22 protein-coding genes are annotated in these 16489 nt (G+C 39.5%); 6 read left to right on the top strand and 16 right to left on the bottom strand.

From position 1 onward, the window contains the following. On the top strand, positions 1-254 hold a 254-nt coding region (locus tag NZ519_05165), incomplete at its 5' end, for a hypothetical protein (protein ID MCS7028136.1). An 889-nt stretch (positions 255-1143) separates the two neighbouring features. Here NZ519_05165 and NZ519_05160 read toward each other — a convergent pair. From NZ519_05160 to NZ519_05150, 3 genes are read right to left on the bottom strand one after another with little or no spacing between them, the layout of a single operon-like run. After that, positions 1144-1302, bottom strand: a complete 159-nt coding sequence (locus NZ519_05160; protein MCS7028135.1) for a hypothetical protein — start codon at positions 1300-1302, stop codon at positions 1144-1146. Between the two features lies 1 nt (position 1303). Continuing rightward, positions 1304-1801, bottom strand: coding sequence for a hypothetical protein (locus tag NZ519_05155; GenBank protein MCS7028134.1), 498 nt, complete (start codon positions 1799-1801; stop codon positions 1304-1306). 37 nt (positions 1802-1838) lie between these two features. Next, a complete protein-coding gene (locus NZ519_05150) occupies positions 1839-2165 on the bottom strand; it encodes a hypothetical protein (protein ID MCS7028133.1) in 327 nt (108 codons plus the stop codon). Positions 2166-2287: 122 nt separating this feature from the next. Between NZ519_05150 and NZ519_05145 the strand changes: the two genes are divergently transcribed. The 5 genes from NZ519_05145 (at position 2288) to NZ519_05125 (ending at position 7409) form a co-directional block, all read left to right on the top strand. After that, positions 2288-2692 (top strand): hypothetical protein, encoded by a 405-nt coding sequence (locus tag NZ519_05145; GenBank protein ID MCS7028132.1) that lies wholly within the window; start codon positions 2288-2290, stop codon positions 2690-2692. Between the two features lie 45 nt (positions 2693-2737). After that, positions 2738-2878 carry a hypothetical protein gene (locus tag NZ519_05140; GenBank protein ID MCS7028131.1) on the top strand — a complete coding sequence of 47 codons (141 nt, stop codon included), beginning with the start codon at positions 2738-2740 and terminating at the stop codon, positions 2876-2878. A gap of 105 nt (positions 2879-2983) precedes the next feature. Then, complete coding sequence (locus tag NZ519_05135) at positions 2984-4633, top strand: DEAD/DEAH box helicase (GenBank protein MCS7028130.1); 1650 nt, start codon at positions 2984-2986, stop codon at positions 4631-4633. A gap of 2 nt (positions 4634-4635) precedes the next feature. Beyond that, the gene (locus NZ519_05130; protein MCS7028129.1) at positions 4636-5982 is read left to right on the top strand and encodes a YfjI family protein; all 1347 of its coding nucleotides are present in this window, start codon (positions 4636-4638) and stop codon (positions 5980-5982) included. Further along, on the top strand, positions 5979-7409 hold the full coding sequence (locus NZ519_05125) for a DUF6371 domain-containing protein (protein MCS7028128.1): 1431 nt from the start codon (positions 5979-5981) through the stop codon (positions 7407-7409). Before NZ519_05130 ends, NZ519_05125 begins: the two co-directional genes overlap by 4 nt. On the opposite strand, the gene NZ519_05120 is transcribed toward NZ519_05125, so the two are convergent. The 13 genes from NZ519_05120 to NZ519_05060 all read right to left on the bottom strand — a co-directional run bounded on the left by NZ519_05120 (position 7410) and on the right by NZ519_05060 (position 16363). Beyond that, the gene (locus NZ519_05120) at positions 7410-9050 is read right to left on the bottom strand and encodes a hypothetical protein (protein ID MCS7028127.1); all 1641 of its coding nucleotides are present in this window, start codon (positions 9048-9050) and stop codon (positions 7410-7412) included. Continuing rightward, positions 9047-9547, bottom strand: a complete 501-nt coding sequence (locus NZ519_05115) for a hypothetical protein (protein ID MCS7028126.1) — start codon at positions 9545-9547, stop codon at positions 9047-9049. Before NZ519_05115 ends, NZ519_05120 begins: the two co-directional genes overlap by 4 nt. Further along, positions 9544-9762 carry a hypothetical protein gene (locus NZ519_05110; GenBank protein ID MCS7028125.1) on the bottom strand — a complete coding sequence of 73 codons (219 nt, stop codon included), beginning with the start codon at positions 9760-9762 and terminating at the stop codon, positions 9544-9546. The genes NZ519_05115 and NZ519_05110 overlap by 4 nt, the downstream gene beginning before the upstream one ends. 2 nt (positions 9763-9764) lie before the next feature. Continuing rightward, complete coding sequence (locus NZ519_05105) at positions 9765-10460, bottom strand: hypothetical protein (protein ID MCS7028124.1); 696 nt, start codon at positions 10458-10460, stop codon at positions 9765-9767. Continuing rightward, positions 10426-10644 carry a hypothetical protein gene (locus NZ519_05100; protein ID MCS7028123.1) on the bottom strand — a complete coding sequence of 73 codons (219 nt, stop codon included), beginning with the start codon at positions 10642-10644 and terminating at the stop codon, positions 10426-10428. The genes NZ519_05105 and NZ519_05100 overlap by 35 nt, the downstream gene beginning before the upstream one ends. Beyond that, on the bottom strand, positions 10610-12778 hold the full coding sequence (locus NZ519_05095; protein MCS7028122.1) for a hypothetical protein: 2169 nt from the start codon (positions 12776-12778) through the stop codon (positions 10610-10612). Before NZ519_05095 ends, NZ519_05100 begins: the two co-directional genes overlap by 35 nt. Positions 12779-12861: 83 nt before the next feature. After that, entirely contained in the window at positions 12862-13656 is a 795-nt protein-coding gene (locus NZ519_05090) for a hypothetical protein (protein MCS7028121.1), read from the bottom strand. Between the two features lie 123 nt (positions 13657-13779). Then, a complete protein-coding gene (locus NZ519_05085) occupies positions 13780-14037 on the bottom strand; it encodes a hypothetical protein (protein MCS7028120.1) in 258 nt (85 codons plus the stop codon). After that, positions 14034-14558: a hypothetical protein gene (locus NZ519_05080; GenBank protein MCS7028119.1), complete on the bottom strand. Its 525-nt coding sequence runs from the start codon at positions 14556-14558 to the stop codon at positions 14034-14036. Before NZ519_05080 ends, NZ519_05085 begins: the two co-directional genes overlap by 4 nt. Positions 14559-14578: 20 nt before the next feature. Continuing rightward, positions 14579-14995 carry a hypothetical protein gene (locus NZ519_05075; GenBank protein MCS7028118.1) on the bottom strand — a complete coding sequence of 139 codons (417 nt, stop codon included), beginning with the start codon at positions 14993-14995 and terminating at the stop codon, positions 14579-14581. Positions 14996-15118: 123 nt separating this feature from the next. Further along, positions 15119-15568, bottom strand: coding sequence for a D-Ala-D-Ala carboxypeptidase family metallohydrolase (locus NZ519_05070; protein MCS7028117.1), 450 nt, complete (start codon positions 15566-15568; stop codon positions 15119-15121). A 20-nt stretch (positions 15569-15588) separates the two neighbouring features. Continuing rightward, positions 15589-16005: a hypothetical protein gene (locus NZ519_05065; GenBank protein MCS7028116.1), complete on the bottom strand. Its 417-nt coding sequence runs from the start codon at positions 16003-16005 to the stop codon at positions 15589-15591. 19 nt (positions 16006-16024) lie between these two features. Then, positions 16025-16363 carry a hypothetical protein gene (locus NZ519_05060; protein MCS7028115.1) on the bottom strand — a complete coding sequence of 113 codons (339 nt, stop codon included), beginning with the start codon at positions 16361-16363 and terminating at the stop codon, positions 16025-16027. Between the last annotated feature and the right edge of the window lie 126 nt (positions 16364-16489).

Raw genomic sequence — 16489 nt, 5'->3', positions numbered from 1 at the left:
TAATAGGTTTAGTTAGGGGTTGCGGGGGAGGGGGTTGGGGAGGGGCATGCGCGTATGAAGGGGGCATGCGCGTATTGGGCTTTTATTTGCGTTTTAAGCGATTTTCCCCGTCGGGTAATGGTATGATACCACCCCCAGCAAAAAAATCGCTTAAAACGAAAATTAAGCGGCAAATCGGCAAGGTGCGGGGATTGGTCTACAAACGCTTGGTGAACTTACAACTTACACTTACACTTACACTTACAAGCGAGTAATTACCTTTTTTTTCGCTAAAACCAATAATAAAAATATGTTCCTTTACTATAATAATACTGTAATATTATATATATAATATTACAGTATTATTATCAATATACATACCATTTTTTATAAATCTTTTTTTTATCCTATTTTAGAGTTTTTTGTTTTTTTATTAAAAACCGAAAAAGTGCAAAACTAAAAATAAAGGCAAAAAACCTGTAAGTGCCAACTTACAAGTTGTAAGTTTGTAAGTCTGTAAGTTTGACAAAACTGGTCAATTTATTTGTCAGCGTCAACCCGCTTGCAGGGGCTTCTAAGGGGCTTCTAAGAGGGTTGTTTTGATTTTTTTTACATACTTACAAGCCCTTACAACCTCCTCCCCCCTGTAAGTTTTAAAAAAAATTGACCAATTTTGTTATACTTTTAATTGATTTTGCTGTACTTTTCTTATTTTTGGCGCCTTACACCTATTTTGGTGCAAGGTTGTAAGTTGGTAAGTGCAAGGCTGTAAGTAAGCGATTTTTTGCCTTACAAACCCGCTTAAACGCAAAAAACACCCCCCTCGAAACTCCGCTAAAATCTTAGAAAAATACAATTTTTTTCCATACTGTGTAAGGCTAATAAAAATATATAAAAATATAGATAAAATTAAAAAAATGTTTATTATTTAGATACTCTGAAAGTTAAATATTCCAAATTAGCGCTTTTGTGTATGTTATTGACATTTGTAAACTTACTTTACCTTACACCTTGCAATGCAAGGTACCGCGCTGGAATGCATTGCAGGGCACTTGTATATTTGCATATCCAAATATACGCCCCTTTGGGCAAAAATTGTACTTTTTAAAGAAGACAAAAAAAGAGGGCGCCGTGTTGAGCGCCCTCCCCCAATGACTTACAGCCTTACTTGCCCTTCACTTCAACCTTACAACGAATCCCATACACCTGTAACAAATGCACCAATACCATTGCTGCCTTTGCAAGGTCCCCTTGTGCAATAGAAAAACGCAACTCGGTGTTGCCGTTTCTTAGCGTAATGACAAATTCATTCTGATTTTCCATATCAACAATTAACCAATATTAAACAGTCTGCTCCTTGATGTATAGTCATGGTAAACCCAATATTAGCCACGCCTGTTGCTGTGTTTCTTGTGCGGCGTGTGCTCTTAGCAGCACTTTGTAAGTTTTCTATCTTGTTGTGGTTTAATGTAACACTATCAATAGCAGTGCTGCGAGTTAAAACAAAGGCTATTGCATTGGCATAGTCTTCAATGTTTGCAGCATCTCCTACCAATGTTAAGGTAAGCGGGTAAGAAACCGTTGCTATCTGGTCAACTGATGTGGTGTAGTTTGCGTTGCCTGAAAGATATATGTAGGCAGCAACGCCGTCAGTATCAGAAACGCTGAAAGTTTGTTGTCCTCGCTTAACCTCGTAAGGGAGCCCCCCCGTCGTATTGGCAGTTAATTTAAAGCCATACTTTCCAGTGTAATATCCAATACTCCCATTCGAGGACTGGATGACATGCCCAACCCCGTAAACGGTTTGCAGCCACCTATTCATAGGCGGGGTATGGTATTGGAAAATATGTATTAGTTCATCAGATAACAGCTTCATGATTTCGTTGTGCACTTAAATATTGGGTAATAATAATAGAAGCGATATCATTGAGCGGGATAGTGTCTACATCTGCATCAAAGATGAAGCAATATTCCAGTTTTTTTAGGTGTTTCCACGCTTCTTTGCTAATGTGTATCAACTTGCGTTTGGTGGATTTGTAGGTGTTGATACTTGTATTAGCTAATTGGGGGTCGATAGGGGTCTGCAAAATAGCATTGGAAACAAACGAATACAAACTATTACTTCCCAATGTTTTTGCCATCTGATAGGCTTTCTCTGTGATAGCAATAGACTTTCGTTTACTCATAGTTGTATTTGTTTATGCAAATATACAAATATCATCTATTAATAAACACTATATGGTTAAAGAGTGTAAAAAAAAAGTGTAATAGAATTTGTTTATTAATAAGCAACTTTATTAAATTTGTAGTGGAAATTAAAACAGGGTTATATATGAAAGTAAACAAAGAAGTAAATAGGTTGCTGCGCACGTTGCGCAGCTTGGGGATGTGCAATTCCTTAGAAGAAGCGCTGGAATGGCTTTCCGATCGAATATGGGTGCGAATTTACGAAGGCCCAATGTATGTGTGGGCGGCTTACATTAACAGTGCCGCGTTCGTTTGTAACCCTGATTTCGTTGAAATCAGGGTTACCTTCAACAAGGTCCGCATTATTATAGATATCAATAATTATGCAATCGTCAACTCTGAGCTTTCTGAGCCTGAGAGCCGCCGCTTTGTGTTTGAAAATAATATAAAATATCCAGCTGTTGAGCCGCTGGATATCCTCAAACACATAGAGGATTTACGTTGTGAAGAGTATGCCCAAATATAATAATTGCCGCCAACTGCCATTGGCGGCTTTCTCTTTTTTAAGAGTATGGAAACGAGTAATAAGCAAACAGAACAATATCATTTGCAGTACAACCCTGCAACAGACTTTTTTGTATTGGTTACCGTAAGCGCAACAGGTATCCAAACAGAGATACTTTGCGATGAAGACATTGAGCGGGGTATATAATCTACAATGGTATTCTGTCTCAGAACTATACAAGTATGAGGGTTGTTCGTACAGCCACTTAAAAGAAATCGAATTCAGCCAATATGATTTAGCAGAAGATGCCTTATGTATTTAAGGGGATACCAAAAGGCTGCTATTGCAGGAGTTTTTAAATCTTGGGATAGCGGCAATACCCGTATTATTCTAACCGTGCCAACGGGGGGTGGCAAAACAGTCATCGCTGCCAATATTATTAAAGAATTAGCACACAGCGGGCGGCGGGTATTGATGCTTATAAACAGAATGGAATTGGCGGCTCAAACAGCCGCTACACTGAACCGCCTTGATTTACAGCCATCTATCATTACAGCCAATAGCATTCACATAACCAATCACAGTGTAGCTATTGCCATGCACGCTACATTGAAAAACAGGCTAAACAAAAAGCAATACTTTGACTATTTTTCTAATTTCACTCATATTATCATAGACGAATGCCATTACGGGGACTTTCGTTGGGTCTTTGAGCACGAAGCTCTTAAAAATGCAAAGGTATTGGGGCTTACTGCAACGCCTATCGCAGCCAAAAAGGATACGCCTCTTAAAAATATTTACCACGACATCATTGAGCCTGTTAGTGTCAAAGAACTGATTGCAGAGGGGGCATTGGTTCCTGCACGCTACTTTTCAGGCAAAAGGGATTTGTCGGGGCTCCAAATCAAAGGCGGCGAATTCACAGAGAATTCGCAAGAAGCTGTCTTTGCAGGCAAGGCGTGTTACGATGATGTGATTGGAAAATATATTGAGTTTTGTGAAGGTAGGCAATGTATTGTGTTCAACACCACGCAGCGCATGGCAGTGGAATTGGCAGCGGCGTTCAATGAAAAAGGGATAAAAGCCGCTTATCTCATCAGCGGCAACGAAGATTACAAAGGCACAAGCGATGCTGAAAGGAAATCTATATTGGAGGCTTTTAAACGTGCTGAAATTCAGGTTATTACGAATACAGCGATATTGACAGCGGGTTTTGATGCCCCTATATGCAGTGCAATAATATTAAACTTTGCTACTTTGCAGCGGGCAAAGTATGTGCAATGTATTGGACGCGGCGCAAGACCATATCCCAATAAGCAGGACTTTGTAATTGTGGATATGGGGGAAAACCATTACAGGTTCGGGCTTTTTGATATGATGTGGGAGCGCAAAGGCAAAGTAAGGCGTTTGATTTCGTCTTGGGCTGAGTTGTTTTGGAATCCAATCTTACCGTCGGAGGGTTTGCCGCCTGTAAAAGATTGCCCAAGCTGTGTAGCATTGGTAGCAGCACAAGCAAAGACTTGCCCAAATTGCGGGTACGTGTTCCCTGTTAAGCCAAAAGAATATGTCAAAAAAGAATTTGCAGAAATAAATATTGAAAAGTGTCCTGAAAAAATGATAAGGGATTGGATATACTTAGCAAAGTCTAAACGCTTTGCAGGCGGGGAAAACTTTGTACTCAAAAAGATACGCGAAAATTTAGGGGTTGAAGGGCTTTATTTATATGCCAACATAGTAGGTAGGCAAAAGAGTTGGGCGGATGCTTATTACCGGAGCCGCAAGGAGAAGTTGTGGGCGGATATCAAAAGGATATTTCCAATTACAGCTGTTCAAAATTGTATTGCAGCTGACATACGCAAGCAATTGGAAAGTAAAGTAGATTTTTTTAAGATAGAAATCCATTACCGCGAAAAAGTATTATCCAATCCAAGCGAATATCTTAGGAAATTTTTCCTTGAATGATTATGACAGAACAAAGAATATCTGTTATACAAGCGTACGCTGATACTCCTTTGATTGATGAATCGGTTTACAGCGTCTTACCAGCAGTATTTACTGTTCCTGCATCGTTTTACGCGCAATTTTCATTGCGTGCAAGGGATATCTTTTTCCTTGCCTCGTTGGGGTGTATTGGGGCGGCTTTAAGGAATCCATATACAAAATGGATGCGAAAAGTGAGTTATCCCAATCTATACATTTTGATAGCAGCCCCGCCGTTCAGTTTTAAGTCTGCTATCAACGATGCGAGGGGGTATCTGTATGATTCCGTTCGATATTACAAAGAGCAGTGGCAAGTTCGTGTGCAGGATTGGCAAATGAAGATGTTTGCAGCAAAGGAAAACAAAGAGACTTTTTTAGAGCCTCGGCCGTTTGAGCACTATTTGATAGTGCCTGCCAAGACCAATAAGCCGACGCTGATACAACAGTTAAATGCTTGCCCTGTAAACATATTGATTGCCAATGAAGCGAGTAGCATTTTTAGTACTATTCAAGCAGGTGGGTATGGGGATTATAAAGATATTTTGTTAAACGCATGGAACCATGAAGAGATAAACGATCAAACAAAAACGGGCGGGTATCGGGTTATGATAGAGACTCCGCGTTTAAGTATTGTAACCACCACAACGCCCAATCAAGCATTCCAATTAACGGGCGTAGGCACTGATGGATTGTTGAGCCGTTTCTGCATTTATGTGTGTGTGGATGAAACGGAGATATTGAACGGTTTCTTGGATAATGATGATGATATAAATGCTTACACAGAAGCTAAACGGTTTTCAAGTTTGGTATTGGAAAAATCGTTCTGGCAAACACATGTAGCGTTGCAAGAAAATCAAGGCAAGCATATATTGGAATATGTAAACAAGACCTTGAAAATGTGGAAGATAGGTAATCCTGATAGTGAAGTATATAAGAGTATATTAGGGCGGTCGCTTATCAACTTTGGTCGTATTTGCACTATCATTAGCATCATGGATATGCACACAGAAGAGCGCAAGTACTATGTAAGAGAGCATGTTTTTGAAGCCAGTAAGAGCATTATAGCGACGCTATTGGAACACACATATCGCATGATAACAGTTGAAAATAGTCGAGCGCCAAAAGATTTGCAGGTTCCTGCACCAGTTCTTACAGAAGAGACCTTGTATAGCAGGTTTTTGGCTAAGTTGCCTCTAAGTTTTAATCGTACAGAGGCGTTGAACATTGGAGCTGAATTAGGTATGTCGATGGGGAGTGTGGACGGGTATTTAAACAGGTTGAAAAAGAAGGGGTTAATTGGGTATAAAGAAGGCATTTATACAAAGTCATGAAGTACGATGTAAATGAAATTAAGCGAATCCCAATTTTAGAGGTATTGCACTACTTTGGTTTTGAGACTCGTACTACTGGCAAGTGGGCAAGTGTAAAAGGGGATACGAGTCTGAAAGTAGATGTAGCATCCAATACGTACCATGATTTTAGTAATAAGTATGGGCATGGTACTGTAATAGACTTTGTTATGCACACACAAAACGTTGATTTTGTGCGCGCTTGTGAGATATTGGGGGGTTGTTTTTTAGGTAGTGTGCCAATGGATGGTTGGCACCCCAAATCAGTTGCAAAGTCAAATCAAAGTTCAATAAAAAGTAGTATGAAAAGATATTTATCCGAACAGGTAGTAGGGGCTTTGTTAGGGGAAAAACATTACACTATCAATGCTTTGTATCAATTCATGCAGCGTTGGGGGGTTACGCCTGCAATGATGCAAAAGCTAAATATTGGTACAACGAAAGACGGGCATGCAGCTTTTTTGTATCAGAATAGTGAGGGTCAATATGAAGCTGTAAAGGTTGTACCATACAATGCTCATACGGGCAAAAGAAGTGGGGACATCATTGTTCCAAAAGGGTTTCAGAGTAAAGACGGTTATACTGCCAAATGTTTTTACAATGAAATAGCTGTTAATCAAGCAGAAGTAGTGTTTATTGTAGAATCTGAAAAAACAGCAGCTATTGGGACGTTGTATTTTAAGAATCCCAATTTTGCATTTATAGCGACGGGTGGTGCACAAAAGTTAGCCAATTTGTTGCGTTCAAAAGCAGGCTTGTTAAGTGAAAAGAAGGTGGTATTATTACCAGATAACGATGCAGCTGGAAGCGATTGGATAACGGTTGCAACACAGTTTAGGAGTTTGTATGAGTGTTTACAGGTTTGGATATTGGATGCTGATGCTCCTGATAAAAGCGATTTAGCGGATTTAATTATTTTGCAAACGCTTGGTTGGGAGGTTACATTTAATTCGCTTTATAAGAAGTTGCAGGGTGGTGCGCGCGTGGGGGCTCTCCCGGAGCAACCTTCCCGCGTACCAATAGAAAATTCGCGCGTGGGGGCTCTCCCGGAGCAACCTTCCCGCGCGCAGCCTCCCCGCGCACTGATGCCAATCAAACAAAGAGATGATGAGCTTAAAAGTTTCTTTGCTAAGCAAGGCGTTGATTGGGAGGAACTCAAAGCCTTCTTTGCTAAACAAGTGTTGCCTGAAACCTTGCAATACTACAATAGCAAAGGGGTTGTTTATGCTACTATTACCAATTTACCAGCTTATGTAGCTAATTTGTTAGAATTGGTTGAAGACCTGACCAACAACAAACAATACAGACATGCACAAGTGTATGTGTATCATTTGCTCCGTGTCAAAGAGTCTTTAAAAGAAGGTAGTTATATCCAATCAGAACAATTAGATGATGAAGTCCCCTTTTAACTACATTTCCCCCCTTAAAGCAACTTTCCTATCAGGATAATATTCTATTTCAATGTCTGTTACAATACCAAGCCCCCGCGAAAGTTGCACCTTATCGTAAATGTTGTAAGTTTGTATTGGTAGGTTTTCTATGTTGAAATTCAACGGTTTGCGCTTTCTCATGTATTCCCCACGAGGGTTTTTGATTTGATAAAATCTTTCATAAAGCGTTTTACCGTAATAGTCAATATTATTGTTAACAATCAAATTCCCCCAAAAAGCATCTTGTTGGGGGTTGATAACAAGCAATATTGGATTAGTTACACGCCCGTTATCCATTACCAATAAAGGGGCTTTGGTTCGTTTTAAATGTGATAGTTTAGGGTCGGTTGCTGAAAATAGTATTTGAAAAGCTTTTTGTGCAATGGCATATTGTTGAAAATTAAGTTGCTTTCCTGTAAAACTAAAATCTACATTTTTATCATATAATTGGCGTGTCCGTCCAAAAGGAATATTAATTTTTTCAATTCCTTTTTGACGCGGTGAAAAAGGGTCTTTGTTCCAAAGTTCAAAGTAATCGTAGTAGCCATTGGTATTTGCTTCTGAGTTGCTGGCATCATCTGCAAATTTTATTTCAATAGCTGCTGGGAGTGGTGTGTCTCTAAGTGTGTAACAAGTTTTGTATTGTTGTAAGTTTACGCCTTTGTTTTCAAAAAAATCAACACGTTCAAAAACAACTTGATTACCAATTATCCGCCAGTCAGCATTGAAAACGGTTTTCAAGTCGTTTAGCAAGTCTGCTCCTGTTTTAAGCGGTTCATTGGTAATAAGTCCAGTATCAGATAAGTTGTTAAAGTCAATATCCCGCCCTCTATCATAATCTGAAAAGAAATACACCGTGTTGTAGTAAGGGGAATTGGGTTCAAAGATGGAGCTTTTAAAAGTGAAATTAGTACCTGCTCTTTGATTGCATAAGTGTATCGTTTCGGTTATGTAAGTTCGCAAATAAGGGGTTGGGTGGAAATATGCCAATCCAGTGCCTAAGTCGCTAATAGCTTGTATAACAGGGCTTAAATCAAAGTTGCGCAAACGCCTGCGCAAAGCCCCTAAACTTAAAATGTTAATAATAGTGCGTAAGATATCTACAATAATATCTATTTTTTTTAGGAAAAAGATAACAATACCTAACAACCAAGCGATTAAATAACCAACAGCGTTGCCGCCTGCAACCAATGCAAATACTACTTTTGGATGGTTTATTTGGGTACGAATACTTTCGGGTTCGCTAATGTAAGTCGCTTCAAAGTAGTCAAGAAATCGTTTTTGTGGAGATGCGTTGATTGGTGTAGCAGTAACATAACACTCTTTATCACAAAAATCCAATGTATCTGCTCGAATTTCGCCTTCAAAAAAAACTTTGTCATCGCATAAATCCACTAAACGTATTGGGATACCTTGTATTAGGCCTGTTGCAGCATATTGAGGGTTATAGACTAATTTGTCAATAATTAATTCATAAGCATCGTTGATAAAAGTGATGCTGCCTTCTAAACGTTCAACTTTTTCACTTTTAGAGTAAACCAATCTTAAAGGTTGTTCTAACAAAAAATCCTTTGTGTGGATGAGTTTTTTGCCATCTAAGTAAATGTCAATGTTTATCATGTTGCATATGCTTCAATTATCAAATGCTCATTGTTGCAGTAGCTTCGGGCAATGTTGCCAATCATGGTAAAATTTTCATACTGTAAATGCTCAAAAGTGTTAGCATCGGTTCTTTTTCTTGCATTGGCTAAAAGGTTTTGGCAAGCTATCCCAAACGGTTCGTTTTGATAACCTACTGTAAAGTAGTTGCGATGGTTAACCGTTTCAGCTGCTGCTGTAAATACAATAGCTAATATAGCTGGTTTTTTTTGCGTTGTATCACAAATAGAACCGTAAATAATAATATTGGCAATTTCATTAGCTTCTTTTTGATGTGCAACAGGTTTAGCTACTACTTGCTTAGCTGCTTGTTGTAACTGTTTAAATTCAACAGGCATTGTTTTTTGTGCAAACAGTGCTAAGGACTGTGTGCAAATTGATGCAAACAAATATTCCATCCACGCTTTGCGTTCGTGGTTAGATTGGAAACGATTTTCAGGTGGATAAGACAGCCTCATTTTTTTTCAAAAGCCTCTGTTTGAATTTTTTGTATTCTTAAATAGTCGTATTTCAAATTAAGAAACTTGCCGTAATCCCAATCCAGCATTTCATCAGGATTGTATCTAAATTCTTTTGCCAATATAAGCCTTGTAAGACGTAAATCATCAGCAAATTCTATGTTATTGGCAATGAAATACGGGTCGTTTAACCCAAAACGCTGGCAAATATACAACGCTAAATTGTGGTATCTTGCATCGGGGTATTGGTCTGTGATTTTAGGGCGTGGGTAACTAATTGTACTAACAAGCCCATTTGTTCTGTGTTCTGATAGTTCTTTAATTGTTCGTTCAAAATAGCGGCTTTTGGCAAAAAAAAACCCAATAATGTAGGGTCGTTTTTAAGCCGCTCCTCTTTTATAGCATCCCATGCAGCACTTTGTGCATATTCAAGCGGTTCGTTTTCGCAAACCATTACCAATTTAGTAAGCGCTAACAGAAATTGATACTCCCCGCAATTCCTAATTCTTTCTTGTAAACGGGCACTGTTTTGAAAATATTGGCGTTGTAGCTCGGTTTTCTCATCAGGACGGCAAACAGCTAATTTAGTAAACAGTTCACATTGGATTTGTTCGTGCTCTATCAAATCTGTATCCGACACGCTCAAAGAACTGTTGTTAATAGTCCTAAAAATGCCTTCTGCGCGCCAAACTGTAATCTGCTCCTCCGATTTAAAAGTGTAATAATTGTTCCCAAATTTATCCTTTGTAACAAATTCGATTGGGCTGTTAGGGGGGAGCACCTTTGGCGCTGCTGCCAATTCGCGGCTAAGTTTCTGAATTTGCAGCTCTAAATCTGCAATTTGCCTATCCTTTTCGCGAATGGCTGATTCCAATCTTTCAATTTTTTTCTTGTGTTTTGATAGAAATATCATCCAAAATAAACAAAACAGGTCCATCACTACCTAAAAGCAAGGTTAATTCATACGTTACGCCGTCTACTGTCAGCGTCCCATCCTCTTGATTTAATTCAAAAGGAATATTCTTTTCTGCTAATTCATCTAAAACCAAATTGATTGGTTTGTTAAATATTTTTAATCCATCCTGATTGGCTTGCATATAATTCACCATTTATAAACACATTATGTTTAAATCTAAACAAACCTATTGAATTAATAAAAGGCGGTACATATGCAAATCTTAGCACGTGTCCCGGTGGTAAAACTTCATCGGGCACAACGGTTCTATTCTTATGTGGTACAAAATTCAGTGAAGGATTGGTAGAGCAATCAATTGTATAATAAATATTGTAAGCTGCTAATCCCAAGTTATCGACGTTTTGAACAGGTACAATACCCAATGATACGTTTGAACTATTATAGGTTTCAAGTGTAGCAGTGACTTGATTAAGGTCAATCAAAGTGCTAACAAAAACATGAAACAATACTGCATTAGAAACATCAAATTGGGCTCTTTGATAATGATAAACTTTTGCCCAATGAATTACATCGTCAAATCTTGTAGATGTTCTAAATTCTTGCGTACCATTAGTAAACCCGCAATCCAACCAATTAGGAGTACCGATAGTGCCGGGGCTGAATAGAGGTAACTCCCATGTTGTACGTGCTAAATCCCAACGCTCTCTAATTTCGTTTGGACCGGGCGAAATATCGAATAAACCAAAATTGTTGTTGAAATCTGTATTATTACCGGGTACAAAGTAGAATGAAATACAGTTTGGGATATAGTCATTGGGTTGTTGGCAAGCATACAACGTTGCGCTGCTGATGCTTCGTTGTGATGCAAAAGGGCAAAGTGTTGGATTAGGTTCATAATCTACCCATGATTGTTGCCCAAAGGTTGCACTATTGGGGTTTACATCAACAACCAAGCGTTCAGTCATTGGGGGCGCAAACTCTTTGCAACGGATCTCTTCGGGGCAAACAGGGACAAATATTGGGCAAGATTCGACGGGGCATTGAACAGCATCTTGGGGGGACGGTGGCAAATCAACCCATCTAATAGTGCCAAAATTTGGCAATCTATTATTTACTTGTATTTGTTTCTTTTGACGTGTAGAATTGGTTCTTGGGGGGTCAAACTTGCAACGTGTAACAGGGTTACAATTTTCATCTTGCACATCAATCCATACTTCTTGGTTACACGGGTCGGGGTCAATTGGACATAAATCAGGTCTTAACCCAATAGTTACCCACTGTTCATTGCCAAAGGTAGGCGAAAAGGGGTTTCTGTCTACTTGTTTTTTTTCTGCCAGTGAAGTAACGCGTCCCAATTCAGGTTGCACACAACGCCACTCGCCTGTATCTTGGTAATCAGGGAGGGTTGAAGTAGGCGGGCAGTCCTCGCAGTCTGTTGGAGTAGGCGGTAAAATAATTGTTCGCGTTGTCCCGTATGTTGGTGAAATAGGATTGGTATCTTGCTGTGTAACTTGTTTTCGGCAATCAGTTCTTGGTTCAGGTTGACATTCAGGCAAGGAAACATCTTCCCAATTAGCTTCTGTATCATCTAATGGGCAAAGAGTAGTGTCTATTTCTGTTCGGGTTCTTATTTCACCAAAGGTTGGGCTGTTGATATTGGTATCTATTTCAACAATTAGTGCTTGTGCATTTGTACGAGGCGGTTCAAAAAGACAAAAACGTTGCCTTTCAGTCCACGTAGGGTTTTCTGTGTAATTGGGAATATGATAGGGTTCGATATTGATAGCGCCTGCTGCGATTAGGTTACACCAATTTTCAAGTACGTTGCCGTTGATAAGGGGGCTTTCAAAGTCAAAGCCTTCATATCCTGTATTGGTAGACGTAACGGCAAAGTATAATGGATTAGTAAAAGGCACGTTGATAGCAGCATTTTCACAAGGGATATTACACGGGTTGCCTGTCAAAGAAGGGATTGGGTTGACGGCGGTGTTGACCCCTGTAACGAGGACGCGGTGTGTATATCTAACAGTAGTAGGTTTTTGAGCAAATTGCAGCGTCCATTGGAGGTCGATTTGCCTTCCAATATCTTGCAGTTTAGTAGTGAATCTTGCTTCTAACATGCCATAAGTAGGGCTAACAACAGGGACGCTTTGCCCGTCAAAAGTTGCGCTTGCATTAAGCAATGTGTTTGTGCCTGAATATTCTATGATTGCACTAACAGGTAGCAAAGCAGGGAACGCTGCAAAGTAGCCGCGTGTGCGTTGGTAGGCAAGCGACGGGTATCGGAAATAACCTTTTAGTATTGGGATATTCATTTGCTTATGCAAATAAGCAGTTGTACAAAAATAATAAAAACCATGCAACTAATTGCTGCATGGTTTAGAGGGTAGTTAGGGCTCTAAAATGGCAGGTTATTTTCTTCGTCTATAACAATAATATTGTTGTGCCGCTGTTGCGAACGTTCCTCAGCAGCTGCAATAATGTCATCAAATTCCGTGCCTCCCAATACCGTTTTTAGTTTTCTCAACCAAAAAGGAGGCGAATTGACGTCAATATTATTGACAGGATTACTAAGCACTTCGATGATGTGTTCTTTGCAATAAAACACAGTGCTTTGTGCAAATTCAGCCAATTCGCGAAAGTACTTGGGGGGCATGATTTGGACGTTGAATTTGAGCGCCCACACTTTAATATTAGACTTGGTGGTCTCTTGATATTTTACAGCTTTAAATTGCAGCTGCAATGGGGAGGTTACAGGGATACCAGCGGGGGTTACGCGTCCTGTCTTTTTGTACTCTTTCAAAAAATTGGACGCGGTCCACGTAGGCAGCAAAAACGAAACAATGTGTGCAACATTGGGTATGTGCGCAACCACTGATACCAAGTTGCGCTGTTTGCAAACCCGCTGCCCAGTTGCCGGGGCTTTTTGCGGGTACATACACACATTGCCGAATTCAAATACGGCAATTGGTGTAAATGTTAGGTCGCTTACTGGCTTAAAGTTGGCTTTATCCTCGCCAATTTGACCAAATAGACAGTCTTTCAGGTCTATTTGGCATTGAAGCGGTTCCCCAATAGTGTATATGTACTTGGGGACCGCAACGGGCAAATACCCGTCTTTGGGGGCATCTGCGATTTCACCGGTTTCTTCATTGATAAATACGAGGCGCTCGAAACACCGAAGATTGGGCATGTTTTCCATTTTTACACAGTTTAAATGATTTCACTGTAAATATAATACATTGTTTATAAATAAACAGCGTATTGAGAAAAAATAAGGCAACCGCAATGCAGTTGCCCTATAACCCCAAAACAGTTAACTCAGAGTAATCCTTATTCTTATTTGTATTTCAATAGCCTGTCTTGTATCATCAGGCTTAATTAACTCAATACAAGTATATATATAATCTTCATTTAAGCTGCTGATATCGAAGACGATTGGGTCCCCGACATTAAACTCTTTTTCCAATACAAAGAGTTGCCCGTTAAAGCTTAGATGAAGCTTATACACACCAGCTTGGCTTGCTACCAAGCTGGTGTCAAACGCTTCGTCAATATGTAGTAGCTTAGTCATTTTGGCAACGTCGTTTTGATGATCGTCGATGTTTTTCGCAACGGCTTATTTACAACGATTTCCTCGCCGTCCTCTGTGACGATCATGGTTGCAGCCAATCTATCAGGGATAGCCTTTGCAGCGTCTTCAATCGCCTTTTGCAAGGCGCGCAATTGCTTAATTTGCGCTTCCAATTCCACCCACTTTGGGGTATTGCTATAATCGTACTCCGAACGATTAACAGCCTCCACCCTTGCCCCGTTGAATTGGAAACCGCCCCTCCCATAACTCTCTATTTCAGAGGTGGCAATTTCTTTAACAGCCTCGTCTTTTGTAAGGCTGTCAAACACCTCTTCAACATACTTTGCCGCAACAAAGTATGGCAGGGGGCTTATTTCGCCTTCCAATATTGCCCGACGCAACTCTTTTGTTTCGTCGGCAGCGGCGCTCTTTGACGCAACGCGCTCGCCGCTAATTACTTTTGCAATTTCCATAACTTCTTGTTTTGGGGCAAAATAAGCAAAATGTATATTTATACCCAAATGGATTAATAAAAAAATTATCATTGGTTTGTTTTCCCAAGCATCTTGATTTGCATTTTTAATTCTTCATGTTGGGCTTTTACTTCTGAAAAGTACACCTCAGTCCTGTGCTCTAAATTGGATACGGTTTCAACCAATTTGTCTATTACTGTAATTTGCTTTTTATACAACTCGATATTGTTATTTAATTCCTGTTGTATAATAACTAATGTTTCAATCATCTTTTGGGTTATCGTATTGTGTTGTAGCCGTTCACGCTCAATAAACTGCATGAATTGGTTGTTAGTATTGGTAATAGACTCAATAAACCGCTCATCTTTTTTGGCAAATGCAGCACTAAATACTTTTATCAGCCCAAACAACGAAAATGCGAGCAGACCTGAAACACCACTTACTTGTAGAACGTTTTTCAACGTCTCTGTATTTACCCAATCCATTATAATATGCTGGCTAATGTACGACCATAACTAAGGTATTAAGGGGTATTGGGACTCTAATTTTTGTAATGCTACCAATGCTATCAGCCCACGATACCACCGCCGATAAAATGCACATCGGTATTATTGTGTTAATTTAATAAAATTAAACATTTTTAAGGCTGCATTGACAAATTGTAACCTGCTATTCTGTTCTAAATTGGAACGGTCATACAACCAAGTAGCAGGCTCTAAATTAGGGTCGTTATCTGCATGAACATAAGCATGATGTGTTCCAATGCGTCTAAACCCTACTAAAATCAAAGCCATGACAATTTGTTCAAAATTTGACCAACTGTAACACCTAATATCGGCTGCATAGCCTCTCAAATGAGCACTGTTAGCAACCCCCCCAATCACTTTGTTGAATGCTTCTGTGCGAAACCCTGAATTAATAACAAACGGTATCCCTGCCAATGCACGGGCTTTGTCAAGCATTTCCATCGTGCTGTGTTGCATATTAACACCGCTACCTTTTACATCAGGGCTGTCAAATTCAGATAAACTGAAAAATTCATACTTTCTTTCACTCATATTGTTCTTTTTTTTCATAGTTATGATATGGTAATGTTAAAACCATTGGCTGCCAATTGTTGATTGATGTAATCCTTTTCTGCTTCTGTAAGCGGCTCGTTCATTGCAGGGAGTAACATGTTAATAGCCAACTGCAACGCCGCTTCACTTGCCCCCGTTGTTTTGCCGTCTGTTAAAACTTTTAACAAAAACGTAAACCCGTTGCCAGTTGAATTAATAGCTTTATTTAGAATAGATTGGTGCTGATACAACGCTTGCTCTAAGTTTAACCAATCTGTTGTTGTAAGCGTTCGCGGTGCTGGAACGGGCTCTTGGTAATCTTGCTCAACCAATCTTACTTGCATATCGTGCTCTTGCGCATACATGTTAGCTTGTTCAGCATCTAAAAACTGAACAATCATCGTTTCGTTGTATGCTTCGTAAATTGTTCTTGTCATAGCTTTTTAATTTTTACTATTATACATTAGGGCGCGCGTAGTCCCAATCTACTTCTAATATATTACCTGCACTTTGAGTCCAGCCATATAGTCCATAAAAAGTTGCAGTAGTTAAAGCTGTTGGAATATTAGTAGTAATAAATGGTGTTACTGGGCTATCATTAACGCAAAAACGAATACCAGAAGCTCCTATTTGAATTTCTAAAACAAACCAATCAGCCCAATTGCTTGGTTGTGAGCTGGGAGTTACTATCGTACTTATACCACTATTTCTTACATGCGCTTGAAAATTAATGACAGACGTTCCATTCGTTTGCCATCTAAAAAAAACACCAGTTTCTGGTTTTAATCGTACCATTGTGGAATTGAAATACTACTGTTAGATATACACACCGCGTCCTCGTTACAGTTTTAATCGTACCATTGTGGAATTGAAATACGCTTTGGAATGATACGTATGCCGATGACTATTCCAGTTTTAATC

The sequence above is a fragment of the Bacteroidia bacterium genome (assembly GCA_025056095.1).
GTDB lineage: Bacteria > Bacteroidota > Bacteroidia > JANWVE01 > JANWVE01 > JANWVE01.
The sequence above is the reverse complement of the archived record's forward strand: the minus strand, read 5'-3'. Positions and strand labels throughout refer to the sequence as shown.

Excerpts from the sequence above, each read along its gene's own strand:
- NZ519_05160 (MCS7028135.1), bottom strand. The coding sequence starts at position 1,302 with ATGGAAAATCAGAATGAATTTGTCATTACGCTAAGAAACGGCAACACC.
- NZ519_05155 (MCS7028134.1), bottom strand. The coding sequence starts at position 1,801 with ATGAATAGGTGGCTGCAAACCGTTTACGGGGTTGGGCATGTCATCCAG.
- NZ519_05150 (MCS7028133.1), bottom strand. The coding sequence starts at position 2,165 with ATGAGTAAACGAAAGTCTATTGCTATCACAGAGAAAGCCTATCAGATG.
- NZ519_05140 (MCS7028131.1), top strand. The coding sequence starts at position 2,738 with ATGGAAACGAGTAATAAGCAAACAGAACAATATCATTTGCAGTACAAC.
- NZ519_05135 (MCS7028130.1), top strand. The coding sequence starts at position 2,984 with ATGTATTTAAGGGGATACCAAAAGGCTGCTATTGCAGGAGTTTTTAAA.
- NZ519_05130 (MCS7028129.1), top strand. The coding sequence starts at position 4,636 with ATGACAGAACAAAGAATATCTGTTATACAAGCGTACGCTGATACTCCT.
- NZ519_05125 (MCS7028128.1), top strand. The coding sequence starts at position 5,979 with ATGAAGTACGATGTAAATGAAATTAAGCGAATCCCAATTTTAGAGGTA.
- NZ519_05120 (MCS7028127.1), bottom strand. The coding sequence starts at position 9,050 with ATGATAAACATTGACATTTACTTAGATGGCAAAAAACTCATCCACACA.
- NZ519_05115 (MCS7028126.1), bottom strand. The coding sequence starts at position 9,547 with ATGAGGCTGTCTTATCCACCTGAAAATCGTTTCCAATCTAACCACGAA.
- NZ519_05105 (MCS7028124.1), bottom strand. The coding sequence starts at position 10,460 with ATGATATTTCTATCAAAACACAAGAAAAAAATTGAAAGATTGGAATCA.
- NZ519_05100 (MCS7028123.1), bottom strand. The coding sequence starts at position 10,644 with ATGCAAGCCAATCAGGATGGATTAAAAATATTTAACAAACCAATCAAT.
- NZ519_05095 (MCS7028122.1), bottom strand. The coding sequence starts at position 12,778 with ATGAATATCCCAATACTAAAAGGTTATTTCCGATACCCGTCGCTTGCC.
- NZ519_05090 (MCS7028121.1), bottom strand. The coding sequence starts at position 13,656 with ATGCCCAATCTTCGGTGTTTCGAGCGCCTCGTATTTATCAATGAAGAA.
- NZ519_05085 (MCS7028120.1), bottom strand. The coding sequence starts at position 14,037 with ATGACTAAGCTACTACATATTGACGAAGCGTTTGACACCAGCTTGGTA.
- NZ519_05075 (MCS7028118.1), bottom strand. The coding sequence starts at position 14,995 with ATGGATTGGGTAAATACAGAGACGTTGAAAAACGTTCTACAAGTAAGT.
- NZ519_05070 (MCS7028117.1), bottom strand. The coding sequence starts at position 15,568 with ATGAGTGAAAGAAAGTATGAATTTTTCAGTTTATCTGAATTTGACAGC.
- NZ519_05065 (MCS7028116.1), bottom strand. The coding sequence starts at position 16,005 with ATGACAAGAACAATTTACGAAGCATACAACGAAACGATGATTGTTCAG.
- NZ519_05060 (MCS7028115.1), bottom strand. The coding sequence starts at position 16,363 with ATGGTACGATTAAAACCAGAAACTGGTGTTTTTTTTAGATGGCAAACG.